The organism is Acidisoma sp. S159 (assembly GCF_009766125.1).
GTDB lineage: Bacteria > Pseudomonadota > Alphaproteobacteria > Acetobacterales > Acetobacteraceae > Acidisoma.
Genome location: NZ_LMUG01000008.1, coordinates 121,134 through 144,392 on the forward strand (window position 1 = coordinate 121,134; position 23,259 = coordinate 144,392).

Consider the following 23,259-nt stretch of genomic DNA (forward strand, 5'->3'; position numbering starts at 1 on the left):
GGATCAAAACAGAGCATCAGCTGAGGACGCTGAACAGTCAGAAACCGAAGACTAGCCTCCGCCGCCAAGCTCAAAGCGCCTCTTCCAGGACAACGGGCAGACCCTATATCTACTCCGTGGTCGTGCCGCATCCTGAAACTTGGCTCCGCGTGCTGCCTCAGGGCCTGTATTGCGAGCCTGGAGGGTTTTTCATCGATCCGCTGCGAGCGGTGGATCGAGCGGTCATCACGCATGGCCACTCCGATCACGCGAGGGCGGGTCACCAAGCTGTGCTCGCTACCCCCGACACGCTTGCGATCATGCGCGCCCGTATGGGGGCGGAGCGGGCCGGGGAGAGCCAGCAGCCGTTGGCCTATGGCGAGCCCCTGGACATTCGCGGCGTGCAGGTAACGCTCAGGCCGGCTGGTCATGTTCTCGGCTCGGCGCAGATCGTCATGGAATGGCGAGGCAGCCGTGCCGTTGTCAGTGGCGACTACAAACGCCAGGACGACCCGACCTGCGCGCCGTTCGAGCCCGTCGAATGCGATGTCTTCGTGACGGAGGCGACCTTCGGGTTTCCGGTCTTCCGCCATCCGCCACCCGCCCATGAAATCGCCAAACTTCTCAAAAGCCTCGCGCTGTTTCCCGAGCGCACGCATGTCATTGGCGCCTATTCGCTCGGCAAGTCTCAGCGGGTGATCGCCTTGCTGCGCGAAGCCGGTTGGGATGGCCCCATCTATATCCACGGCGCGCTGACCTCGCTCTGCGCCCTCTATGAGGAACGCGGGGTTCGCCTTGGTGACCTTCGGGCAGCGACTGCGGCTAAGAAAGAAGTCCTAAAGGGCGCGATTGTCGTGGCGCCCCCGGCGGCCTGCGCCGACCGCTGGGGTCGGAGGCTGAACGATCCGGTGATCGCCCGCGCCTCCGGCTGGATGCGGGTGCGTCAGCGCGCCAAGATGGCCGGCGTCGAGCTGCCCATGATCATCAGCGACCACGCCGATTGGGACGATCTCTTGCGCAGCATCGCGGAGGCCCAGGCGCCGGAGGTTTGGGTGACGCACGGCTCGGAGGAAGCGCTGATCCACGCACTCTCGCTGCGCCAGATCCGTGGTCGCGCCTTGCGGCTGGTCGGCTATGAGGGCGAGGAGCCGGGCGAGGAAGCACCCGACGAACGCGCCTCGGCGCCGCCCGAACCCGGCGACCATCTGCCGCCCGTGGCGGAGGGTGCCGCATGACACCCTTCGCGGCTTTGCTGGAGCGGCTGCTTTTCACCCCCGGCCGCCTCGCCAAGATCGCTCTGCTACGGGACTACTTCGCCCATACCCCCGATCCGGATCGAGGCTTTGCCCTTGCGGCCATTGCCGGCGATCTCAGTTTCGTCGCCGCCAAGCCCGCCATGATCCGCGAGATCACCATGGCGCGGGTCGATGCGACGCTCTTCGAGTGGTCCTATGACTATGTCGGCGACCTCGCCGAAACCGTCGCGCTGATCTGGCCCGATGCGGCGCCGGGGGTTGCGCCGCGCCTGTCGGAAGTGGTGGACGCCTTGCACGACACGAGCAAGGCGGCTTTGCCGGCGCGGATCGCTGGCTGGCTCGACCTCTGCGATCCCTCCGAGCGGATCGCGCTGCTGAAGCTCATCACGGGCGGATTGCGCGTCGGCGCCTCGGCTCGGCTGGCAAAGATCGCGCTGGGCGAAATGGCGGGACTTCCAGCCGATGACATCGAGGAGGTCTGGCACGGCCTGTTGCCGCCCTACTTGCCGCTATTCGATTGGCTGGAGGGCAGGGCGCCCAAGCCCGACGCGGCGGGGGCGCCGGTTTTCCGCCCGACCATGCTCGCCCATCCGCTGGAGGAAGCCGATGCGGCGTCGATCGACTGGGACGCGTTTCGCGCCGAATGGAAATGGGACGGTATCCGCGTGCAACTGGTCGCGACGAGCGGGGGCAAGCGACTCTATACCCGCACCGCGGAGGACATTTCTCACGCCTTTCCCGAGATCCTAGCGGCGATGCATTTTCTCGGCGTATTGGACGGCGAGTTGCTGGTGCTGCGAGACGGGCAGGTGGCGCCGTTCGCGGACTTGCAGCAACGCCTGAACCGCAAGTCGCCCACCGCGAAAATGCTGGCCGAATTTCCAGCCGCCGTGCGGCTGTATGACATTCTGTTCGACGGCGATGAGGATCTCCGGGCGCTGCCTTTCGATGCGCGCCGACAGCGCCTGGAAGCCTGGTATGCGCAGGAAAATCCGGAACGGATGGACCTCTCGCCACTCATCGATTTCGCAGGCCCAGAGGATCTCGCTCAGCTACGCCTCGGCGCTCGAGCGGCGAGCATCGAGGGACTGATGCTCAAACGCGGCGATGCGCCCTATCTCGCCGGGCGGCCCAAGGGGCCATGGTGGAAGTGGAAGCGCGATCCGCTCTCGATCGACGCTGTACTGATGTATGCGCAGCGTGGGCATGGCAGGCGGTCGAGCATCTATTCCGACTATACCTTCGGCCTGTGGCGAGACGACGGGGTGCTGGTTCCGGTGGGCAAAGCCTATTCGGGCATCACTGACCAGGAACTGAACTTCCTCGACTCCTGGGTGCGCAACCACACGACATCGCGCTTCGGACCGGTTCGGGAAGTCGAGAAGGCGCTGGTGCTGGAGATCATTTTCGACGCGGCGCAGCTTTCCACACGTCACAAATCGGGCGTGGCACTCCGCTTCCCGCGCATCAGCCGCATCCGTACCGACAAGCCCGCGGCCGAGGCGGATAGGCTTTCGAGCCTTATGGCGCGTGTGGTACGCTCCGGCATCGCAAAGGGCGAGACGCTGGTCGAGGCTCCCGCAGCCGCGAATTAGCGTATGGGGCAGGGAGGCGAGACGATGGCGCGACGCTTGGCGATTCTGGCTATTGTTGGACTGGGCGGATTGCTAGTTGGCGGCGCGGCACAGGCGGCGACCCCGCCTGCCAAGACTGCCATTTGTGCATCCTGCCACGGCAAGGACGGGCGTTCGCCTTACCCGACCTTCCCAAATATCGCCGGCCAGAATGCCGGTTATATCGCCTATGCCCTCGGCCAGTATCAGCAGCACCAGAGGCTGGGCAGCCAGGCGGACACGATGAGCGGCATCGCCGCGCAGCTCACGCCGGACGATATCAAGGCGCTCGCATCCTATTACGCATCGCTGACGTCCTAGCCGGCGCGGCGGACGGCTTATGATTTAGAAGTGATTTAGCGATATGATCCGCGGCACAGACTTAAACGTGCCGTCCATTCCTGTCGGAAATCCCAGGTGCCCGTCCCATATCTCGCCTGCATGATCGCCGCCGCGGCGGCTTATCACCTGCCCGTGCGTGTTCTCCCGGCCATCCAGGCGGTTGAGGGAGGGTATGTCGGCGCGGTTAGTCCCAATCGGGACGGCAGCCACGATCTCGGTATCATGCAGGTCAATTCGCGGTGGGTGAAGCCGCTCGCCGCCTATACGGGCTTGCCCGAACAAGCGGTGAGCCTGCGCCTCATCCTGAGCCCTTGTTTCGGCGTGGCGAGCGCTGCCGCCATCCTCAAAGGTTACCTCGTCGAAACCCACGGCAATATGCTCCAGGCGATCGGCTACTACCACTCACACACGCCGGGCCTAAGCGGGCCGTATCGCATGAAGGTACTGGAGCACGCGATAGCGATGGCGCCGCTGCCCGGAGCGACGCATCGTCACAAACACAAGGCGGGGCCGCCGGCGGCGGCCCCTTAGTCACGGCCGCGTCGGGCCGCGTCCCGCGCCTGTCGCCTGGATCGCCGCCGCGATTTCGTCGAGATCGTGGCTGGTGAGTTGGATGAGGCCGCCCTCGACCCAGCCATCCACCTGAGCCGGGCTACGCGCACCCACGATTGCTCCTGTAACTGGCGCCCAGGACAAGACCCAAGCGATCGCGACGGCCGCAACCGCCACATTGTGACGTTCGGCGATCGGCCGCAGTGCCTCGGCGAAAGCGAGGTTTTGGCGCAGCCCGTCGCCTTTGAAATGGGGGCTGCGGGAGCGCCAGTCGTCGGCGCCCAAGGCCTCGGCCCGAGCGACCGAGAAGGCTCCAGTCAGCAGACCCGCCTGCATGGGGCTATAGACGATCACCGCCGTCTCATGTGCCGCACACCAGGGGAGCAGGTGTTCCGCCGTGCCGCGCTCGATTGCCGAGAAGGGCGGTTGCAGCGTGTCGACATGACCGAGCGACTCAGCCGCCTCGAGCTGCTGTGCATTGTGGTTGGAGAGACCAACGGCGCGAACCTTACCCTCGGCCTTGAGGTCGAGCAGAGCGCCCCAATAGTCGGCGATCGGCGTGCCGTCATCCGGCGGCCAGTGCATCTGATAAAGGTCGATCCGCTCGACTCCCAGGCGCCGCAACGACGCTTCGGCCTCCTTCCGAATGCCCTCAGGCCGGCCGATCCGCTTGGCGACGGCGCGGCGATCGGCCTCGTCCCAGCCCAACCCGCATTTGGTGAAGACGAAGGGACGCTGGTCGGGCGACATCTCGCGCAAGGCCGCGCCAACGACCTCCTCGGACCGGCCGAGACCATAGACCGCCGCGGTATCGATCCAGTTCACCCCATGATGCTCTACGGCGTGGCGGATGGCGGCGATGGAGTCCGCATCATCCTGACTACCCCAGCCAAAGGCCCATTCCCCGCCGCCCAGCGCCCAGGCGCCGAAGCCGACTGGCGTGATCTTCATGTCGGTCAGCCCAAGCCGCCTCAGCGGCAGGGATTTATTGTCGCTCATGCTCTTCTCCTGAGGTAACCCAGGACATAGGACCTAAAGAGACCAAGCGTGAAGAGGTCGAGCGCGACCGTCACAAACCGTAACCTCGAAGACTTAACATAATATATCTTCTGCGACTTTTTTATGCGGGATGGTGGGCTGCCGAGGAGTTGATGCGTCCTTGCGCCGTCTCTTCCGTTTCGGAAAGCGTAAATCTTCGGCGTCTCAGCAGTGTGAGGAGCACGTGGCGGAATTCCGCTCCCTTGGAACCGAGAATGCCAAGCCGGTCAGCCTCACCCGCGAGCACGTCCTATCTCGCGGGTGAAGCCTACTCGTCTTAGCGCTTGCCAGTTTTAGCAAGCGCGTCCGGGACGGCTTTTCCCGGCACCTGAGGACTTGAACCCGAGGCTGCTGGTTTCGCGGAGGTGTGCTGTGCGTCACCGAAGGCTTCGGCCGGCGTCGTGACCTCTTCGTCACCATCCGCGCCCGTGGGCGCCGTCTTGCTCACATTGCCTATAGCTTCCGGAACAACTTTGCCGGGCGGCCCTGAGGTTGCCGAAGAGTTTGTCGAATCGCGGTCTTGCGGCTGCATTGCCATAGCGTCCTCCCTTTCTGGGCCCCCTCAGGGGCGGGGATCAGACGATAGCCAGCGGAACCGCGCGTCTCGACGCACGATAAGATGAGCGCGAGAAACATTCGCGCGAGCACGCCAACCGCACTGTTTTCTACTCAGTCCCGCTGGAGAAGATCGAGTCGATACCCCTTCCCCATCTGCCGTAGCGAGATCGAAAACCCCGTCTCCGCGATACAGCGGTCGGCGGCCGCAATGCCCTGGTTTGGGTCGTCCAGAGCGCCGGTCCAGTTCACAAGCAAGACGCGCCCGCCAGGCTGAAGATGTTCGCGCAACCGTGTCGCGACCTGGGAAATATCGGGGCCGTCGAGGAAATACAGCACCTCCGACAGCACAACGAGATCCAGCGAAGCCTCGGGCCACTCAGCCGGTATTGCCATACGGAGGAAGCGCGCTTGCGGCAGATCGCCGCAGCGTCGGCGGGCAGCGTCGAGCGGCATATCCGTGATGTCGACACCCAGAAACCGCTCGCAGAGTGGCGCTACCTGGCGCGATAGCACACCAATCGAGCATCCGACCTCAAGCGCTGAGGCGTAGCGGCGGTCGGCCAGCACGGCCAGGCTACGGGCGTATTTCTCCTGCTCATAGGCACTGGTCGTGAAGCCCCAAGGATCTGGATTGGCCGCGTAGAGTCGCTCGAAATGCGCGGCGTCGCGGGAAGGCGCAGTCATGAAGCGAGGTAGACCTCGAAGGCCTTGGGAAAGTGGGTGAGCAAGCTTTCTGGCAGTTTGAAACCGCCCGGATCGTCCTTGATGAGGTCGCCATACTGGGTGGCATGCGCCTTAATTGCCTGCTCTTTCACATCCAATTCATCGCCGATGTCGAGCCGCCATCCATGGGGGAAAGGCTCATCGACCATGGCGTCGTCCGGTAGTGTCCAGCCCCAGACCGGATAGCTGAGCAGCGGGATCCCTGCCCGCCCCGCGACATGCACGGCTAGTCCTGCCGCCGCCTCATGGTCGCAATGCGGGTCATGCCGCCACGCGGTTAACAGGACCGGACGTTCCTGGCCCTCGCAGATGCCGAGAACGCGGCGGGCCGCGAGCTGAAACGCCGGACCGACGCGCGGCATCGCCGTGTCTTCCAATCCGAGAAACCAGATGTTGCCTATGGGAAGACCAAGCAGCCCAAGCGCCGTCTGCGCCTCCCGCTCCCGCGCGTGGCGCAGACGCTCCGCCGGATAGCTCGGCGAATTGGGATGTGACCGGCAACCGTCGGTGAGAATGACGACTTGTGGCTTCACGCCAGCGGCGCAGGCCTGGGCGATGAGCCCGCCACAGCCGATGCTTTCGTCATCGGGATGCGGCGCCAGGATGACCGGCACGCGTCCTTGCAGGATTGTGTCGAGATCGGCGAGCGGCAGGTCGTTCCAAGCCTGCCGCACAGCTTCCATGCGCATCATGACCTCCTCCCCCAGAGGCCGTCCGGCCGTGTCATGAAGTAGCCGCCCGCTTGTACTAGAACCTCATCGATCGCGGGCTGCCGAAGATAGGTTTGCAGGTCGCGCGCCACGCGCTCCACCGCGGTGCCGCTTAGGAAGGCGCTCAAGCCGAGCGAGCGTTGCACCCGCTCGATCCCGTCGAGACAGGCCCTCTCGACGATTGTTCGAGCGAGGCCAACGGTAGCGACGATCTGCTCCGGCGGTGCGATCAGGTTTTCCGCCGCTTGTCCCGCCTGCTCCAGCCATAGCTGGCCGGTCCGATATGCCATCAAAGTCTCCCCGTAGCGCACCCGTTGGTGGGGATCGCTGTCGCGCCCTCGCACCACCAGCGCATTGCCGAGCAGACCTAGCAATGCCCGCAACCCGCCCAGCGCCACCGCGCTGCTGCGCCAGGCACCGGCTGAGAAGTCGGGCTCGCGCATGTAGTCGCCCGGTTGGCCAATGATACGACCGCCATCGACACGGAGTTTAGTGAAATCCACCTGCCCGGTAACAGCGGCGCGCATGCCGCTCATCGCGGTGGGCAGAGGCGAGACACGCTCGCCCCGGTCCAGGTCGAGCATGAGCAGCCGAGGCGCATCGGTTCCGGCCTCGGCCGCTGTCACGACGGCATGCGTCACATGGCCCGCGCCGGAACAGAAGGCTTTACCGCCGCGCAGAATGAGCGCACCGCCTTCGCGCTCGAACCGCAGAGCGCTTTCGCCCGGCGCGTCGGTAACCCAGAGGGCGAACAGCCCACCGGCACGAACGGCGCTCGCTGCCTCCTCCCGGAGCCCCTCATTGCCGCAACGCATGATCAGCCGGAGCGCATTGATATGAGCCTCGACGATCCGACCGACCGAGAGATTGGCCGTTCCCAAGGCTTCCAGGTAGTCGAGGAGCTGGAGCCCCTGCCCCGGCTCCGTGCCCAATCCGAAACCGCCCAGATCGCGTGGCAATGAGGCGATCAATCCGCCGATTGCTTCGAGATCAGCGATATCTTGTGTCGGGAAACGGCCTTCGCGATCGAGGGCAGTGGCGCGGTTAGCCAGCTTCGGGGAAAGAGCGGCGAGCGCTTCGAGCAATCCCGCCGAGCGATCATCCGGCGTCAAGCGGCAGCCAGTTCGCCGAGGTCGATGCTCGGCTCCGTTGCAGGCAAGCGGCCGAGAGGTTCAGATTCAAAGGCTGATTTATAGCCGGCGAGCCGGTTCGTGGCCTCCGAGATCAGCGCCGCCAGCTCGTGCATCGCCACCGGTCGACGCTCTAGCCTCGGACTTGCTCTTTCGATCGCCTGCCAAACGGCGCCAAAGCGGGGCAGTCGGAACATGGCCGCCAAGGCGTCGACCTCACTCATTGCCAAACCGTGCGCCATTTCGCTGATCTCCCGCCGATCAGGTCGTTTCTGCCACAACCGCCTCGCCTCGGCGCGCAGGATCGAGCGTGCGATCGCGGCTTCCACCGGCTCCAACCGGTCGTCGGCCCATTGGTCCTGCTTGATCATACGGCGCGCGATCGTCGCCGCCATCCCGCCTTCCGCGCGACCGACCATCCGGCCTGAAACAACAACGTCGATTTCTGGATCATGCCTGATCCGGGCGTCATGTTTCAGCGCCGCCTCGATCAGCGCCCGATCTTCTCCAATCGCGACGCGCGGCACGCCGCCGATGGCGCGCAAGGCGGCGACGGAAAAGGCGATGCTGGCGCCGGAATGTTGTGTGTGGCGCGGCCAAGGATCATCGGGGTTAGGGTCGATCACGCTGTCGATCTCGTCGAGCAGTCGCGTGTAGCAGGCTTCCCGCGCATCATCCTCGACGATCTCGCGCCTGAGCGCCCGCTCATCGTCCGGGTCGATCGTGGCCGTGCCACAGACGACATCGGCGCCACCGCGCAGTCCCGTGAGGTTCCGCGCCACCCACTCTGGCGGAACACGGCCATCCGCATCCGTTGTCAGCACAGCGCCGCGCGGTCCGGCGAGCGAGGCAGCGAGATCTATGGCCAGGCCACGCGCGATACCGGCGCTGGACTGTTGTGGCGCGAGCTTGCGCGTGACGATACGCAAAATGGATGGACATAACCGCGCCATCGTGCGTGCCACATCCTCGGTGCCGTCCGTGCAATTATTCAGCAAAAGCAGGATTTGATCGGGCGGCTCGGTCTGAGCAAAAAGAGCGGCGAGGCAGGGGCCGATCGCCGCTTCCTCGTTGCGAACCGGAATAGCCACTGACGATGCCGTGATCCTATGCGCGTACAGGTTCGAGAGGCTGCCGGTTGAAGCTGCGCGCACGGTTTGTTCCGAGGTTAGGCACCCTCAGCTGGCCGTGCGCTCCTCAATCGACAAGACACGCTCAACGGAATTGCGGAAGATCTCGCGCATCTGTTAGCTCGGTCGCCATCTCGATTGCGCTACGTCCCATGAGACGTAGCAATCCCCGTGGCTTGCGTGGTCTCAACCAAAGCGGTCGGGCTTTCGTGCCGCCCCAGCTTCGTACCAGTCCGTCCACGTCATCGATGGCATCGACCAAGCCGGCTTCGACGCCGCGTGTTCCGGTCATGTAGCTGCCGTCGAACAGTTCATCCTCCGGTGCGCGCAGGCGAGTGCCACGGCGGCTGCGCACCCAATCCTTGAAATGCCCGTGCAGGTCGTCGAGCAACTCGCGCGTGAACTCCACATCCTCGGGGCGCTCGGGCCGGAAAGGATCGAGCCGGCCCTTGTTGCGGCCGGAGGTATAGATGCGCCGATCGATATCCAGGCGATGGATCAACCGGTCGAGGCCGAAGCCACCGCCGATCACGCCGATCGAACCCACGATGCTCATGGCATTCGCCCGGATTTCATCGGCCGCGCAGGCGATCCAGTAGCCGCCCGAGGCGCCCACATCGCCGATCACCGCGGTCACGCGCGTGCCGGTTTCCTCCGCGCGGCGGCGGATGAAGCGCCCGAGCAGGTCAGACTGCACGGGGGAGCCGCCGGGGCTCTCGATCGCCAGGATGAGGCGCTTGTCGGCTTTGGGCGCGAGGGCGAAGCCCTTTTCCAGTGCCACGCTGACGGATTGCAGGTTGAGGGCGCCGGGCCGGGCAGCGATGACGCCACGCAGCTCGACCACGGGATAGCGCTTGCGGTGCCAGGGCAGGATTCGCATGGCTCTAGTTATGGTCCTTCGGTGCCTCGGGCGCATCCCCGGCCGGTGCGGCCGCCGCCGGCGGACGTTCCACACGGATATCGAGAGGGTGGCGGAAGCCGCTCACGGTGACGGGCGGCGTCATGCGGATGCCTTCTTCCTGGAAGGCGAGCTTGATCCGCCGGTTATATTCCCGCTGCACGCTCCAGCGCGCCCCGTCCGTGCAGACGATCTGGCCAGCGAGCGTCACCGTGGTTCCGTCCACCTTATCGACGCCCCAGAGCTGGAGGTCGCTGAGCATGCCGCTGGCGTATTTCTCGTCGTCGCGCATCTCTTTGGCGACTCTGCTCAGCAGAGCGCCGACGCGATCCGTGTCCTCCTCGTAGTCCACCGTTACCGCCACGGCCGCATTGCCGATGCCCCGGTTACTGTTGGTGACGGTGGAAACGGCGCTGAAGGGGATGAGATGCACCGAGCCATCGCCCGCCCGCAGCCGGAGGGTGCGGATGGAGAGGTTTTCGACCGTGCCGGAAAGACCGCCGGCGGTCACATTATCCCCGACCTGCATGGCATTCTCGATGAGCAGGAAAATCCCCGTGATGAAGTCCTGGACCAGCTTCTGCGAGCCGAAGCCGAGCGCCACGCCGAAAATTCCCGCCCCCGCCAGGAGCGGCGCGATGTTGACGCCGAGTTCGCTGAGCGCCGTCAGTCCGATCAATATAACAAGGACAATAAACAAGGCGTTGCGCAGCAGCGGCACGATGGTTCGCAGACGCGCCGCGCGCAGGTAGTCGCCGCGCCGCGTCAAGCCGTCGAGCTGCGCCTGCATCCCGACGTTGAGCACTTCCCATAGTCCGACCGCGATTACCAGCGTCACGGCCAGGTTTAGGATCAGCCGCAGCAATTGGCTGCCGATGCGGTCATGGGTAAGCCAGCTCAAGGCGCCGAGGCCCCAAACCTGGAACAGCGCGAGCAGCGTCGCGATGACGATGAGGGTCTGCAGGGCAACCCGCACCGGCCTGTGGTAATGCGCGACCCGCAGCCGCACGACACTCGCGGTCTCGGTCGCGCGTATGCCGGGGAATAGCCGGTCGAAGCCGCCGAGCAGAACGATCCACACGATGCGGGCCAGCACGAGGATGAGGAGGCTCATCATCACGAACTGCACCGGGCGTGCGGTGCCGTCATAATCTGACGTTGCCGCAATGATCCAAACGGCGACCACAACGATCATCGCGTGGATGTGCCAGAAGGGCGCGTAGCGGCGACGCAGCCGCGCCCATGATGTCATCTCGTCCCCGGTGCCGGCGATCCACAGGGCGACAGGCGCTCGGCATTCGATGATCGCCCAGATCAACAGAAGATGCACCACGAGCGCAATCATGTGGATGAAGCCATTTTCGAGGAATGGGCTCAAGCCGAGATAGAGCGCGATGCGTCCGAGGATGTAGCCGCAGACTATAAGTGCGACGATGCGCCGGGTCCAACGCCGCACGAAGGCGGCTCCGGCATCAGGGACATGCAGCAGCCGTAGGCGGAAGGCCGGCGCGGCGATCAGCGCCCTGATGACGCAGTAGGCAACCCGGCCGCGGGCATAGATGCCGACCGCACCCAGAACCAGCAGCCGCGTCGTCTCGCCGCCGGACAGCGGAGTCGCCAAAACCAGCAGGGCGGTGGCGAGAAAGACCAGGGGGCCAGTCAAATCGACCGCCAAAGCGAGCAGGATGAAGGGCAAGCGACGTAGCAGCAGCCAGCCCGCTCGCAGGCGCCTGCGCCGTGCCTCGGGCTCCGCTTCGGGTCCGGGTGGGACTTCCGCTGGGGCTTCGGGCTCCTCCGCCGCCTCAGCCGAAGCGTGTGCCTGATGGCCGCCCAGGAAGTCATAGAAGCGGCGGGTGAAGTGGACCGTGAGCCATTCAAGCAGGAAGCCGAGGAGAAAGATCACGACCAGGGGCACCGCCGCGCGGCCTGCCGTCCGGAGCTTGGCCGGATCGCGCGCCACGCTAACCACCCAGGCACCCAGGGCCGGGAAATCCGTGATCTCCTTCGCTGTTCTGGCCAGCATCGCGCCGGTGTCGGCGCTGGCGGAAGAGGCCTGATCCAGCAACTCGGCACCCAACCCATCCGCCTTGAGAGACGGGGCTTTGGCTGGAGGTGGCGCTCCTGGTTTGGCCGCGGCGGCCGGCGTGGTCGTAACGGCAGCGACCGGCACGACCTTTTGCAAGTTCTCGAGCGTCGTAATCACCATCGCGCGCTTTGCCGGGTCCTGAAGGACGTCGAGGAGCTGCTGCGCCTGGGCGGACGACAATCCCTGCGGCGCCGTGGGGGATGAGGGCGAATCAGCCACGTCCGCCGTCGCGGCCAGGCTCGGTCTCGCGATGAGCAGCAGAAATACAGCAAGAAACGCGCGGATCGGGATGCTCATCGGGGCACCCCGATCATGAGGCGGCGGCCGGTGTCAACGCGGGAGCCTCGGGCCGCCGTTCAACATGTGGCGCGCAAGGTGCACGCCATCGATGGGCATCCGGTCTAGTAACCCAGCGCGCAGCCATCCTTGCGCGGATCGGAACCGCCCGTCAGCACGCCCGTCGCATGGTCGATCCAGATCGCCTGCGCGCCGCCGATCGGGTCGTCCGCCGCCATGAAGCTATGGCCAAGCGCCTCCAGCCCCGCCCGGCTTGAGGCGGGCAGCGTCGCCTCCGCCTCGATCTTGCCGGTCATTGGATCGGGGAAGAGGCGCGGCAGGTCGATCGCGGTTTGCAGGTCGAGGCCCTGTTCCAGGACCTTCGACAACAGGGCCGCCTGTCCCATCGCCTGGTAATGGCCGCCCATCACGCCGAAGGACATCACCACGCGGCCCTTTCGCGTCAGCATCGCCGGGATAATGGTGTGGAGCGGCTGCCGACCCGGCGCCAAGGAATTTCGGTGACCCGGAACGAGCGAGAAGCCTGAACCGCGATTATTAAGCAGCACGCCGCTGCGAGGCGCCAGGATGCCGCTGCCGAAACCCCAGAAGATCGAGTTGATGAAGCTCGCGGCGTTGCGGTGCCGGTCGACGACCGTGATGTAAACCGTGTCGCGATGCTCGGGCCCCGGATAGCCATGAAGCTCGGTCGCCGCGCTCTTCGTGTCGATAAGGGCCGCCAGTTTGTCCAGGAAGCGCGGCGCCAGAAATTCCTCGACCGATTTCGGCGAGCCCTCGGCCAGGGCGGCATCCCGCACCGCATAGGCTTGTCGCACCGCCTCGATCTCGAGATGCAGCCGGGCAGGGTCGAGCGGTCCGCCGGAGCGCGGCAGGCGCTCGAGGATGCCGAGGATGAGCAGCACAATGATGCCCTGCCCCGGCGGCGGACACTCGACGACCTCGTAGTCGCCGAAACTCGCGCGGACCGGCGTGACGTACTGGCCGGCATGGTTGGCGAAATCCGCGAGGTTATGCGAACCGCCCTCGGCCCGGAGCGTCTCCACCAGCTCCTCGGCCACCGGCCCGGTATAAAGCGCGTCCCGGCCATGCTCCGCGATGGCGGCCAAGGTCTCGGCCAGCTGTGGAAGACGATGCACCGTTCCGGCGGCCGGCGCCCGCCCCTGTGTCAGAAAGGCCTCAGCGGTCGCCGGGCGCGCAGCGAGGACGGGCTCGGCGTTTCGCCAGTCGAAGGCGACGCGGGGTGTCACTGCGTAGCCGTCCCGGGCATAGGCGATTGCTGGTTGCAGCAACTCGCCCAACCGCATGGAGCCATGATCGGCCGATAGGCGGCACCAGGCATCGATCGCGCCGGGTATCGTGACGGCTGCCGCGATATGCGGCGGGATCCGCGCATGGCCTTGACGCCGCAGTGCCTCCGCATCGCTCCCGGCGGGGCTCCGCCCGGCGCCGTTGAAGGCGTGAATCTCGGCACCGCCATTGGGCGCGTAGAGCGCGAAGCAGTCACCACCGATGCCGGTCATCGCCGGCTCGACGACGCATTGCACGGCACAGGCGGCGATGGCGGCATCGATGGCATTGCCGCCCGCGCGGAGCACCTCGATCGCGGTCAGGGTTGCGGCCGGGTGGCTGGTCGCGGCCATACCATTGCGCCCCATCGCTACCGAGCGGCCGGGCGCCTCGAAGTCACGCATGAAGGGTGAGGAGGCTGACGCCTGAGACATTGGCAGTTTGTCCATCGCTACATCAATCAGAGTCACTTCGGAGGCGGAATATACCGTCTATCTTCATCAAGCTGAAACCCGTTTCCGGCAAGTCATCCCGCGTTCAAGGCACGCATTCGCTGCTCCGCGCGAGCACAGTCGAGAGGCTGATGTCCTATCCTGCCAATCGGCGTGACGCGCCATACGACAACGAATGCACGGGATTGCCATGAAGGTTGCTGTCGTGACGGTCATCAAGAACGAAGCATCGGATCTGCCGGCCTGGCTTGCCTGGTACCATACGATCGGTGTCGATACGATCATCCTCTTCGACGATGAATCGGATGATCATACCTACAATATCGCCAGAGCCGCGAGCCAGTGCCAGGATATTCGTCTGTTGCGAACGGACGCGAAGCTGCGCTCGCGTACGGACCGGCAGTCCGCGGCCTTTCGGGAAGCTCTCGCGTTATTCGGCGCGAAATTCAATTGGATGGGGTTTCTCGATGGCGACGAATATCTGCACCTCCGGCAAGACCTCTCGATCAAATCCTTCCTCGCCCGCTATCCCGGCGCGAACGGCCTCGGCTTCAGCTGGTGCAGCTATGGAAATAACGGTCACGTTCTAAAGCCGCGGATCCCGCCTTTTGAGGCTTTCACCCGGCATACGGCTCCATGGTCCTATCACAACGTCATCAAATCATTCGTGCGCCCCGGCAAAGTCGGCCCGCAATGGCTCGACACGCATCGCTTCGATGTCGAGGCGCCTTATATCGACGCTGCGGGGCATCACCTTGACTGGACCGAACACGGCTGTGTTGCCAAACCGCCGGACTGGTCGCAGGCGAAGGTCATGCAGTTTACCGGCCGCAGCATCGAGCATCTGATCGATCGCCTGCATCGCCGGCCGGATCTGCGCCTGCTGTCACAGGAGGATCTCGGTGGGTTCGGAACGAACGAGATCGAGGATCTTTCGCCGCTCGATAAATTGTCGCCAATCTACCGGCAGATCCTCCGGATCGACCGCGAGGTATTGAAGGCTTTCGTGAACCGATGCCGACAGGCGGCCTTCGCCTTCAGGCGCGAAGCTCGGGAGAGGCGAAGCTTGCCGCGTCTTTTTGCCCCACTGGCGCAGCGATTGCTTTCAGTGATCGGCACCGCGCCAACAGCCGCCGCGCCAATCGTTTCGCCGGCAGCTGATTTTCACTGGATCGTAAGCGCCTTTGGAACCGTGCTCTGCGCCGACGGAATCACCGGGGAACTGCTCCACGCGACACCCGACACCATCAAGCTGGCTGGCTGCCATCCAGTTTTCGCCATGAGACCGCTTGCGGAAGCCGATATAGTCTTTCTCATCTCTTCGCGCTCGGAGATCCCGCTCCGCATCGTGCGGCCTGTCGATCCCGCCATTCGTGTCGATTTCCTGAGAGAGCATCGCATCGGCGATATCCTCTCCTACCAGGCGGTTTCTGTTGCGGGCGACGAAAGCGCCCGGTTCAGCCTGCGCCATCCTCGCACCGGGCGCTTCATCACGGCGTGGCCGCCGATGGTCGATGATCCAGAGGGTATCGGTCGAGTTTTCGTCACCCGTGAGGTCGCGATGGACTGGGAACGCTTTTCGCTCGCCAAGGTCCACGGATTGCTCGGAGCTTTGCCTCAGCCCGAGATCGTCGCCGAACTCGCGTCGCTGCCGCCGAAGGTCCTGACCTCGGAGGGATTGTTCGCCTGGGTCTCGCGGGGAACCCCGCCCTCCCCGGCGGTCTTTGCAGCGCTACTGACCTTCCTGCCTTATCGCGACCAACTCAACTTCATGAAGGCGGCGCCAGACGCCGCCCTGCCAGACTGGATGCACTACCACTGAGCGCGAGGCGGCCTTGCTTCGCCGCGACTGCCGGATGTCTGATGACGCGGTCGCGCCGATGACCAGCAGCTGCGCAGCCGCTCACTACCTGTCGGCTGATCCCGCCGAGACGCGGATTGCCGGGGTCGAGTGTTCACGCGGCGTTAATCCGATCCAGGCCGCGAAGTGCCGCCTCCACCGGAACCGCGCCGCATCCACAGTCAGCGCCAGCGTGATGGCGCTGACCGACCGTCGCCGGGGACCGCCGCAAGTCTCTGGCTCACCGGGTTCGCCTTGTGCAGTGCCGCGATCGTGCGAGCGAGTTCGGCGAGTTCCGCATCGAGACCTGCGACGTTCTTCCCGAGCAGCTGGGCAATCGCCAAAGCCGGCGCGGGCAGCGCTGCGACCCTGGATGGCATGCCTGCGCGGACGATGACGCTGGTGGGCATTGCCAGCGAGAGCTAGCGCGGGAAAGCGTCACAGACGTTGCGACTCAGCAAATATTTTGGTTGCGACTCAGCATCTAACTTCATACACGATACGAAACCACTTTGCCACTGCCCGCGATCAGCCGCGAGGTTCGGCGAAAGGAATTCCGTGCCCCATTCGCCAAGTCTGTGCCGCCGCGCCATCCTCACTTTCGCCGGGGTCGGCCTCGATATTCGCCCAGCCGCGAGGCGGTTTCGCGACGCGATGCTGCGGTCTCATCGCACCGAAACCGCGCGACTTTTCGCCCGGGTTGAGAAGACCCAGTTTCACCTTCAAGTCGAGGTCGCCGCATTGCGCGGACTCCTGCAAGCGGAAATCGCGGCGTTTCACGAGCGGTGCGAATTGCTTGAAATGGCTCTCGCCGCGGCGGAGGCAGGAGGCGGCGTGTTGGAGAAAGCTGACGCCTCGGCGTCGGACTGCGCTGTTACAGCAATCCGCCGATCAGCCACAGGTTGAGACCTAGGATCAGGAAGGCGACGCCCCACGCCAGGGTCTTGGCTGGCAGATTGAGAGCGAAGGCGCCCATGCGCCGGCGGTCGCCCACGAAGCGAACTAGGGGGAAAACGGCAAAGGGAAGCTGGCACGACAGCACGACCTGACTCGCAAGAAGCAGGCCGTTGACGCTGTTCGGTCCGGCGAAAGCGGTGAAAGCCACGACCGGCACCACCGCCAGGCCCCTTGTCGCGAGCCGCCGCATCCAGGGCCGCAGACGGATGTTGAGAAAACCCTCCATCACGATCTGGCCCGCCAGCGTCCCCGTCACCGAGGAGTTGAGGCCGGAGGCAAGCAGCGCCACGCCGAAAACCAACGGAGCGATATGGCTCCCGAGGAGCGGCGCCAGCAGGTGAGAGGCTTGCGCGATATCGGTCACGTCATGCCGTCCATGCGCAAAGAAGGTCGCCGCCGCCAGCACCAGGATCGCCGCATTGACGACGAAGGCGAGGCCAAGGGCGACATTGGAATCGAGGACCGCCCAACGCAGCGCCGCGCGTTTTTCTCCATCCGGTCGATCCGCCCGTCCGCGCGCCAAGGCGGAGTGCATGTAGAGATTATGCGGCATCACCGTCGCGCCGATGATTCCAATCGCGAGATACAGCATCGCCGGGTCGCTCACGATCCGCGTCGTCGGCACAAAGCCGCCGAGCACCGAGCGGATTGGCGGCTGCGCCAGCGCCATCTGGATCGCAAAGCACAGCATCACCGTGATGATGAGGGCGATCACGAAGGCCTCCAGCCCGCGCATGCCGCGCCCGAGAAGGGCGAGGACGATGATGACGTCCACAATGGTGATGATGGCGCCGACAAGGAGCGGCAGTCCGAACAGCAGCTTCAGCGCGATCGCCGTGCCGATGACCTCGGCGAGGTCGCAGGCGATGATGCCGAGTTCCGCCGTGGCCCAAAGTGCGATGCGCGGGATCCGGGGCAAAGCCTGGGCGCAGCTCTGGGCGAGGTCGCGCCCTGTGACAAGGCCGAGCCTCGCCGACCAGGCCTGCAGCAGCATCGCCATGATGCTGGAAGCGAGCACGACGGAGAGCAGGCGATAGCCATAGGCCGAACCGCCAGCCAGATCGGTCGCCCAGTTTCCCGGATCCATATAGCCGACGGCGATAACGTAACCCGGACCAGAAGCCGCGAGCAGACGCCGCGGCCAGGTCGCCCCGCCGCTCAGCCGCAAGCTCCGTGTCTGTTGCGCCTCCGCGTCCATGAGACAAGATGTAGCATGTGCTACATCTTGATCAAGTGCGATGTCTGCCGCAGTTTGGCTTTGGCGTAGCGACAGCGACCGCGAGGGAGGGTCCGCTTTGACAGAATTGCCGGCCCAACCCACTCAAGCCCATCGCTTCAGCAAGACCCGGCGTGCCCAGGCTTCGGCGCTTTTAGAGGATTACGTCGAGCTCATCGCCGATCTGCTCGACACAGCCGGGGAAGCCCGCGCGGCCGAAATCGCCCGTCGCCTCGGTGTCTCGCATGTCACCGTCATCCGCAGCGTGACCCGGCTGGAGCGCGAGGGGCTCGCCCTCGTCAAACCCTATCGCGGCGTCGCGCTGACGGCTGCCGGACTGCGGCTTGCCGAGCGGGTCCGGGCCCGCCACCGCCTGGTGGTCGCGACCCTTCTCGCCTTGGGCGTGCCCCTGGAAATCGCCGAACAGGATGCCGAGGGAATCGAACATCACGTGTCCGATACCTGCCTCCAGGCTTTCGCGCGTTTCGTCGAAGGCGAAAATGGTTAAGCAGTCGTCAAAAGAGCTGGCACGACGGCCAGCCTGCGAGGAAATGATGACGGACTTCTCCGAACTTCACGCCATCAGCGACATCTGCCTGCTGGTCCAGGACCTGGACCGCTCGATCGCCTTCTATACCGAGAAGCTGGGCTTCACCGTGCGGCGGCGGACCGAGGGGTTTGCCGCCTTCGACAGCCGGGGCGTCAGCCTGGTCGTCTGGCAGGTGGGGCATGTGCCCGATGTGAAACGTCCGAACGGCCCGCCAATATCGCCGCGCCCCGACCACCGCGCCTGCGTCTCGATCAAACTACCGAGCGCCGAGGCGGTGGATCGCTGGCACGCAACCCTGACGGAGAGCGGTCTCCTCTTCCAGCGGATGCCGGCGGATTATCCCTGGGGTGCGCGGAGCTGCTACTTCACCGACCCCGACAATATCCTGTGGGAGCTCTACGCGGAGGTTCCGTAAGACCGCCGCGCCCGCTTTGGCGTGATGATCTAGCACCGAACCGGAACGACAGATCCGTCATGGCACGCGAAGGCGTGCCATCCACGCCTTCCTTGGTTCGCAGGCAAGGCGTGGATGCTCGGCCTTCGCCGAGCATGACGTGGTGGAACAAGCATGACCCAAACCAGAGACATCCAGCTTAACTCGCGAGGCGCTTAGCCGCCGCGATGAGTGCCTCCACCGCCGCCGGGTCGGTGACGTAGGAGGTCACGAGCCGCACCATCGGATCGGCGGAACTCTGTCGCGCATCCCAGCGGTAGAAGCCGAAACCCTCCGCGAGGAGACCGGCGACCACAGGCTCCGGCAGGCAGATGAAGATCTCATTGGCCTGCACCGGAACCGCGAGTGAGGCGCCAGGAATGGCGGCGAGGCCAGCGGCGAGACGCGACGCCATCGCATTGGCGTGGGTAGCGTTCCGCAGCCAAAGCCCGTCCTCCAAATAGGCGCCGAGCTGCGCGCTCACGTAGCGGAGCTTCGACCAGAGGTGCCCTGCCCGCTTGCGCCGCTCCTCGAAGCCGCGCGCGAGGGCGCGGTCGAAGAAGATGACCGCCTCAGCCGCCATGGCGCCGTTCTTCGTGGCGCCGAGCGACAACACCTGCACGCCGGCCTTCCAGGTGGTTTCGGCCGGCGAACAGCCGAGATGCGCGACCGCGTTGGCGAACCGCGCGCCATCCATATGGACCGGCAGCCGCTGCGCCTTCGCCGCCTCGCCCAGCGCTTGGAGTTCGGCGGCCGAATAGACCGCGCCCCACTCGGTCGATTGAGTGATGCTGACAGCCGCCGGCTGTACGGCATGGACGCCGAGGGCACGCGCCCGCTCGGCTTGCTGGTTGATCTGCTCGGGCCGCAGCCGGCCATCGGGCGCCGGCAAGCCGATCAGCTTGGCGCCGCCGGTGAAGAATTCGGGCGCACCGCACTCATCAGTGTTGATATGCGCATCCTCAGCGCAGAGCACGGCGCCGTAGGAAGGCACCAGCACCGCGAGGGCGAGCGAATTGGCGGCGGTGCCGGTGGCAACCGGAAAAAGGACGAGGTCGGTTTCGAAGATGTCGCGCGCCTTCGCCTCCAGCCGCAGGGTCCATTCGTCGGCGCCGTAGGAGGCGGCGGTGCCGTGATTGGCGGCCGCGATGGCTTGCATGATCTCGGGCGCGACGGGCGCCACGTTGTCGCTACCGAAATTCCAGTCGTTCCGTCCGCCAGCCATTCCGCTTCATCCTTCAAGCTCAACCGCGCGCGACCCTACCGCCACCGCTCGCCCCCGCAAAACCGCGCGAGCGAACCGATGACGCGCGAGGCCGCGCGTGGCAAATAGCGGTGCGATGCAATCGATGTGTTTAGGGGACGCCATGAAGAAACCGGTACGCATCGGGCTTGTCGGGTCCGGCTTTATGGGGCGAACCCACGCGTTGGGCTTCCGCACCGTCGGCGGAGTCTTCGACCTGGCATTGGCGCCGGTGCTGGAGGTGCTGGCGGATGCGAATGAGGATCTGGCGCGTGGCGCCGCGGCGCGGCTGGGCTTTGCCCGCTCAACCGGAGATTGGCGGGCGCTGGTCGCGGATCCGGCGGTGGATGTCGTCGATATCACCGCGCCCAATCTGCTGCATGCGCCCATCGCTCTGGCCGCGATCGCCGCTGGCAAGCCGGTCTATTGCGAGAAGCCGCTCGCGCCGACCGCCGTGGCGGCGTTGGAAATGGTGGAAGCCGCCGAGCGCGCCGGGATCGTGACGCAGGTCGGCTTCAACTATATCTGCAATCCGATGCTGGCCTTGGCGCATGAGATGATCGCCAGTGGCGAGCTTGGCCAAATCTGGTCTTTCCGCGGCATCCATGCCGAGGATTTCATGATCGACCGCCAGTCGCCCTGGACCTGGCGGCTGGACCCTGCGGGCGGCGCGGGTGCCATCGCCGATATCGGTAGCCACATCATCGGCATCGCGCGGTTCTTGCTGGGCCCCATTTCCGCGCTCTGCGCCGATGTCGAGACGGTGATTCCCGAGCGGCCGCTGCCCGGTGGTGGCGGGTCACGCGCTGTAGAAGTCGATGACCAAGCGCGCATGCTGCTGCGTTTCGCGCGTGGCTGCCGTGGCGTGATCGAGACGAGCTGGCTTTCCTCCGGCCGCAAGATGCAGTTGGAATTCGAGGTGATCGGCGAGAAGGGCGCGCTGGTTTTCTCGCAGGAACGCTTCAACGAGCTGCGCTATTACAAGGTCGAGCGCGACGGATCGCGCAACGGTTTCCGCACCATTTTGGCCGGGCCGGAGCATCCGCCTTATGGCGCCTTCTGCATCGCGGGCGGCCACCAGATCGGTTTCAACGATCTCAAGGTCATCGAGATCCGCAACTTCCTCGAAGCGCTGGCAGGCGGGCCGCGACCCTTCGCTGATTTCCGCGAGGCCTATGAGGTTCAGCGCGTCATCGACGCGGCGCTGGAATCGTCGCGGGCGCAGCGCTGGGTGACGCTGGATTGAACGGAGCCTAGTGCCAGGAGTGATTTCACCCCCGTCATGCTCGGCGAAGGCGGGGCCGCCCGCGGCCGAGAATCCACGCCTTGCCTTCTCGCCGCGAGTAAGGCGTGGATCTTCGGCCTTCGCCGAAGATGACGATGGAAACCCCCGACGGCTCATGTCCGCAACTCAGACGGTTACTTCGCATTCGCGGGGATCGTGAAGCTCACGAAGCGTGTGATTTTCCACTTGCCGTCCGCTTGGCGCTGGAAGGCGTCCATGCCGATTTCTTTGGATACGACGCGCGGCTTGCCTTGGCCAACACGCTCCTGCAGCGTCCAGGCGATCGGCACCACGGCGAGGTCGCCCGAGACGATGATGTCCCGGATTGCCATCGTGTAGTGCAAGGCGCGCGAGTTATTCGCCAGCGCCTTGCGCAGGCCCGCGCAAACCGTGTCGAAATGACGGGTCGGGCTGCCCTGGACGGCAGCGACCAGGTCAGGCGCGAAGAGATCGCAGACATGAGCGGCATCGCGCGTATTGAATGCCGTCATCCAGGCCTTGAGCGCGTCCGCGATCTGCGTCTGATCAGGCGTCGCGGCACGCGCGGGCGCTGCGGGGCCGAGGCCCAGCGCCAATCCCGCCGCGAACATCAGCACGACGCCGCGCCAATTCGCCGCCGGAACATTCGTCATCGCTACGATCCTTTCCCCGACAAAGAAAAGCCCGCGCCGAGGATCGACGCGGGCTTGTAGCGGTCCTGGTCCGGCGCGCTTACTTCGCGGCGGTCGGATCCCAGCCCTTGTAGCTTGCAACGTTATCCGCGGTGATCAGTGTCGGCGCGAGCAGGATGACGTTGTTCGCGGGCTTCTTGCCGCCGACGATGCCAACGGCAATCTCATAGGCCTGAGCGGCCATGCCGTAGGGGTCCTGCGCGGCAGAAGCCTTGATCATCCCGTCCTTATTCGCGATCTCGCCCACGATATCCGGGGCTCCATCGACTGACGTGATGAAAAGGTCCTTACGGTTCTGCTGTTTCGCGGCGAGGCTGAAACCGATCGCCGTCGGGTCGTTGATCGCGAAGACCGCATCGATTTGAGGGTAGCGGGTCAACATGCTCTGTCCCACCGCGAAACCGCCATCGCGCGAGGCCTGGCCGTTCTGGTTATCGGACAGGATTTTGATGTCCGGCGCTGTGGCGAGCGCCTGATGGCAGCCCTTCACGCGATCGACGATGGACGAGACCTGCGGGCCATTGATGATGATGACATTGCCCTTCTTACCCGGCAGATGATCGACGATGTACTGGCAAGCAATCTCGCCCGCCTTGACGTTGTCGGTCATGACCGTGATGTCGGCACCGGTCGCCGCGACGTCGAACCCGGCGATGACGATGCCGGCGGCCTGAGCCTTCTTCACCGCGGGCAGGATCGCCACCGGGTCGACGGCATTCAGCATGATGATGCTGTCACCGGCCGCGATGAAGTTGTCGATCTGGGTGAACTGCTTGTTGAGATCGTAATCCGACGATACCGCGGTGAGATGCGCGTCCGGCGTGATCTCCTTGGCTTTCGCCTGGATGCCCTTATCGGTCGCGGCGAAATAGGGGTTGCCGAGCGAACCGACGGTGATGCCGACATTCTTGATGTCAGCCGCGAAAGACGGGCTGGCGAGACCCACCGCGAGCGCGGCGCCGAGGGCGAGGCGGGAGAGACCCGAACGGGTAAGCTGCATTATCTGTCCTCCG

At 65.0% G+C, this 23,259-nt stretch carries 23 protein-coding genes; 8 read left to right on the forward strand and 15 right to left on the reverse strand.

All coding sequences use genetic code 11. The features are described 5' to 3' along the window. Positions 1-149: 149 nt before the first annotated feature. The 4 genes from GSQ92_RS03885 to GSQ92_RS03900 all read left to right on the forward strand — a co-directional run bounded on the left by GSQ92_RS03885 (position 150) and on the right by GSQ92_RS03900 (position 3,721). Positions 150-1,214: a ligase-associated DNA damage response exonuclease gene (locus GSQ92_RS03885; protein ID WP_254065530.1), complete on the forward strand. Its 1,065-nt coding sequence runs from the start codon at positions 150-152 to the stop codon at positions 1,212-1,214. Continuing rightward, positions 1,211-2,830, forward strand: a complete 1,620-nt coding sequence (locus GSQ92_RS03890) for a cisplatin damage response ATP-dependent DNA ligase (protein WP_159013056.1) — start codon at positions 1,211-1,213, stop codon at positions 2,828-2,830. The genes GSQ92_RS03885 and GSQ92_RS03890 overlap by 4 nt, the downstream gene beginning before the upstream one ends. A gap of 24 nt (positions 2,831-2,854) precedes the next feature. After that, a complete protein-coding gene (locus tag GSQ92_RS03895; protein WP_158802128.1) occupies positions 2,855-3,169 on the forward strand; it encodes a c-type cytochrome in 315 nt (104 codons plus the stop codon). 96 nt (positions 3,170-3,265) lie between these two features. Further along, positions 3,266-3,721, forward strand: a complete 456-nt coding sequence (locus GSQ92_RS03900) for a lytic transglycosylase domain-containing protein (protein ID WP_254065531.1) — start codon at positions 3,266-3,268, stop codon at positions 3,719-3,721. Here GSQ92_RS03900 and GSQ92_RS03905 read toward each other — a convergent pair whose 3' ends face one another. From GSQ92_RS03905 to GSQ92_RS03940, 8 genes are all read right to left on the reverse strand, one after another. Next, a complete protein-coding gene (locus GSQ92_RS03905; protein ID WP_159013057.1) occupies positions 3,722-4,741 on the reverse strand; it encodes an aldo/keto reductase in 1,020 nt (339 codons plus the stop codon). It lies immediately after the preceding gene. Positions 4,742-5,449: 708 nt separating this feature from the next. After that, positions 5,450-6,022 carry a class I SAM-dependent methyltransferase gene (locus GSQ92_RS03910; protein ID WP_159013058.1) on the reverse strand — a complete coding sequence of 191 codons (573 nt, stop codon included), beginning with the start codon at positions 6,020-6,022 and terminating at the stop codon, positions 5,450-5,452. After that, complete coding sequence (locus GSQ92_RS03915; protein ID WP_254065532.1) at positions 6,019-6,753, reverse strand: PIG-L deacetylase family protein; 735 nt, start codon at positions 6,751-6,753, stop codon at positions 6,019-6,021. The genes GSQ92_RS03910 and GSQ92_RS03915 overlap by 4 nt, the downstream gene beginning before the upstream one ends. Next, a complete protein-coding gene (locus GSQ92_RS03920) occupies positions 6,750-7,883 on the reverse strand; it encodes an acyl-CoA dehydrogenase family protein (protein WP_158802131.1) in 1,134 nt (377 codons plus the stop codon). The genes GSQ92_RS03915 and GSQ92_RS03920 overlap by 4 nt, the downstream gene beginning before the upstream one ends. Continuing rightward, a complete protein-coding gene (locus GSQ92_RS03925) occupies positions 7,880-9,055 on the reverse strand; it encodes a glycosyltransferase family A protein (protein ID WP_159013059.1) in 1,176 nt (391 codons plus the stop codon). Before GSQ92_RS03925 ends, GSQ92_RS03920 begins: the two co-directional genes overlap by 4 nt. Positions 9,056-9,116: 61 nt before the next feature. Continuing rightward, positions 9,117-9,911, reverse strand: coding sequence for a S49 family peptidase (locus tag GSQ92_RS03930; RefSeq protein WP_158802133.1), 795 nt, complete (start codon positions 9,909-9,911; stop codon positions 9,117-9,119). A 4-nt stretch (positions 9,912-9,915) separates the two neighbouring features. After that, a complete protein-coding gene (locus tag GSQ92_RS03935) occupies positions 9,916-12,312 on the reverse strand; it encodes a mechanosensitive ion channel family protein (RefSeq protein WP_158802134.1) in 2,397 nt (798 codons plus the stop codon). Between the two features lie 104 nt (positions 12,313-12,416). Beyond that, positions 12,417-14,048: a gamma-glutamyltransferase family protein gene (locus GSQ92_RS03940; RefSeq protein WP_371417974.1), complete on the reverse strand. Its 1,632-nt coding sequence runs from the start codon at positions 14,046-14,048 to the stop codon at positions 12,417-12,419. Between the two features lie 193 nt (positions 14,049-14,241). Here GSQ92_RS03940 and GSQ92_RS03945 point away from each other — a divergent pair, with 193 nt between their 5' ends. Beyond that, entirely contained in the window at positions 14,242-15,873 is a 1,632-nt protein-coding gene (locus tag GSQ92_RS03945) for a glycosyltransferase family 2 protein (protein WP_158802135.1), read from the forward strand. A gap of 84 nt (positions 15,874-15,957) precedes the next feature. Here the strand turns inward: GSQ92_RS03945 and GSQ92_RS31560 are convergent, their stop codons facing one another. The 4 genes from GSQ92_RS31560 to GSQ92_RS03965 form a co-directional block, all read right to left on the reverse strand. After that, positions 15,958-16,071 carry a transposase gene (locus GSQ92_RS31560; protein WP_158802136.1) on the reverse strand — a complete coding sequence of 38 codons (114 nt, stop codon included), beginning with the start codon at positions 16,069-16,071 and terminating at the stop codon, positions 15,958-15,960. 2 nt (positions 16,072-16,073) lie between these two features. Continuing rightward, complete coding sequence (locus tag GSQ92_RS03955) at positions 16,074-16,271, reverse strand: hypothetical protein (protein ID WP_158802137.1); 198 nt, start codon at positions 16,269-16,271, stop codon at positions 16,074-16,076. Between the two features lie 148 nt (positions 16,272-16,419). Continuing rightward, positions 16,420-16,671 carry a hypothetical protein gene (locus GSQ92_RS03960; RefSeq protein ID WP_158802138.1) on the reverse strand — a complete coding sequence of 84 codons (252 nt, stop codon included), beginning with the start codon at positions 16,669-16,671 and terminating at the stop codon, positions 16,420-16,422. Positions 16,672-16,765: 94 nt separating this feature from the next. Next, entirely contained in the window at positions 16,766-18,046 is a 1,281-nt protein-coding gene (locus tag GSQ92_RS03965; protein WP_158802139.1) for an Nramp family divalent metal transporter, read from the reverse strand. 97 nt (positions 18,047-18,143) lie between these two features. On the opposite strand from GSQ92_RS03965, the gene mntR reads away from it, so the two are divergent. Together mntR and GSQ92_RS03975 are read left to right on the forward strand one after the other, a co-directional pair. Further along, a complete protein-coding gene (gene mntR / locus GSQ92_RS03970; protein ID WP_254065533.1) occupies positions 18,144-18,572 on the forward strand; it encodes a manganese-binding transcriptional regulator MntR in 429 nt (142 codons plus the stop codon). 46 nt (positions 18,573-18,618) lie between these two features. Next, positions 18,619-19,029, forward strand: coding sequence for a VOC family protein (locus GSQ92_RS03975; RefSeq protein WP_216849965.1), 411 nt, complete (start codon positions 18,619-18,621; stop codon positions 19,027-19,029). Positions 19,030-19,207: 178 nt separating this feature from the next. On the opposite strand, the gene GSQ92_RS03980 is transcribed toward GSQ92_RS03975, so the two are convergent. Continuing rightward, complete coding sequence (locus GSQ92_RS03980) at positions 19,208-20,272, reverse strand: low specificity L-threonine aldolase (RefSeq protein ID WP_158802142.1); 1,065 nt, start codon at positions 20,270-20,272, stop codon at positions 19,208-19,210. Between the two features lie 142 nt (positions 20,273-20,414). On the opposite strand from GSQ92_RS03980, the gene GSQ92_RS03985 reads away from it, so the two are divergent. Beyond that, positions 20,415-21,536, forward strand: a complete 1,122-nt coding sequence (locus GSQ92_RS03985) for a Gfo/Idh/MocA family protein (RefSeq protein WP_158802143.1) — start codon at positions 20,415-20,417, stop codon at positions 21,534-21,536. Between the two features lie 173 nt (positions 21,537-21,709). Here GSQ92_RS03985 and GSQ92_RS03990 read toward each other — a convergent pair whose 3' ends face one another. Continuing rightward, complete coding sequence (locus GSQ92_RS03990; protein ID WP_158802144.1) at positions 21,710-22,207, reverse strand: SgcJ/EcaC family oxidoreductase; 498 nt, start codon at positions 22,205-22,207, stop codon at positions 21,710-21,712. 79 nt (positions 22,208-22,286) lie between these two features. Beyond that, complete coding sequence (locus GSQ92_RS03995; RefSeq protein ID WP_158802145.1) at positions 22,287-23,246, reverse strand: ABC transporter substrate-binding protein; 960 nt, start codon at positions 23,244-23,246, stop codon at positions 22,287-22,289. Between the last annotated feature and the right edge of the window lie 13 nt (positions 23,247-23,259).

Coding starts and splice junctions, on each gene's coding strand:
- GSQ92_RS03890 (WP_159013056.1), top strand. CDS start 1,211: ATGACACCCTTCGCGGCTTTGCTGGAGCGGCTGCTTTTCACCCCCGGC.
- GSQ92_RS03895 (WP_158802128.1), top strand. CDS start 2,855: ATGGCGCGACGCTTGGCGATTCTGGCTATTGTTGGACTGGGCGGATTG.
- GSQ92_RS03905 (WP_159013057.1), bottom strand. CDS start 4,741: ATGAGCGACAATAAATCCCTGCCGCTGAGGCGGCTTGGGCTGACCGAC.
- GSQ92_RS03910 (WP_159013058.1), bottom strand. CDS start 6,022: ATGACTGCGCCTTCCCGCGACGCCGCGCATTTCGAGCGACTCTACGCG.
- GSQ92_RS03915 (WP_254065532.1), bottom strand. CDS start 6,753: ATGATGCGCATGGAAGCTGTGCGGCAGGCTTGGAACGACCTGCCGCTC.
- GSQ92_RS03930 (WP_158802133.1), bottom strand. CDS start 9,911: ATGCGAATCCTGCCCTGGCACCGCAAGCGCTATCCCGTGGTCGAGCTG.
- GSQ92_RS03935 (WP_158802134.1), bottom strand. CDS start 12,312: ATGAGCATCCCGATCCGCGCGTTTCTTGCTGTATTTCTGCTGCTCATC.
- GSQ92_RS03940 (WP_371417974.1), bottom strand. CDS start 14,048: ATGGACAAACTGCCAATGTCTCAGGCGTCAGCCTCCTCACCCTTCATG.
- GSQ92_RS03945 (WP_158802135.1), top strand. CDS start 14,242: ATGAAGGTTGCTGTCGTGACGGTCATCAAGAACGAAGCATCGGATCTG.
- GSQ92_RS03955 (WP_158802137.1), bottom strand. CDS start 16,271: ATGCCATCCAGGGTCGCAGCGCTGCCCGCGCCGGCTTTGGCGATTGCC.
- GSQ92_RS03965 (WP_158802139.1), bottom strand. CDS start 18,046: ATGGACGCGGAGGCGCAACAGACACGGAGCTTGCGGCTGAGCGGCGGG.
- GSQ92_RS03975 (WP_216849965.1), top strand. CDS start 18,619: ATGACGGACTTCTCCGAACTTCACGCCATCAGCGACATCTGCCTGCTG.
- GSQ92_RS03980 (WP_158802142.1), bottom strand. CDS start 20,272: ATGGCTGGCGGACGGAACGACTGGAATTTCGGTAGCGACAACGTGGCG.
- GSQ92_RS03985 (WP_158802143.1), top strand. CDS start 20,415: ATGAAGAAACCGGTACGCATCGGGCTTGTCGGGTCCGGCTTTATGGGG.
- GSQ92_RS03990 (WP_158802144.1), bottom strand. CDS start 22,207: ATGACGAATGTTCCGGCGGCGAATTGGCGCGGCGTCGTGCTGATGTTC.
- GSQ92_RS03995 (WP_158802145.1), bottom strand. CDS start 23,246: ATGCAGCTTACCCGTTCGGGTCTCTCCCGCCTCGCCCTCGGCGCCGCG.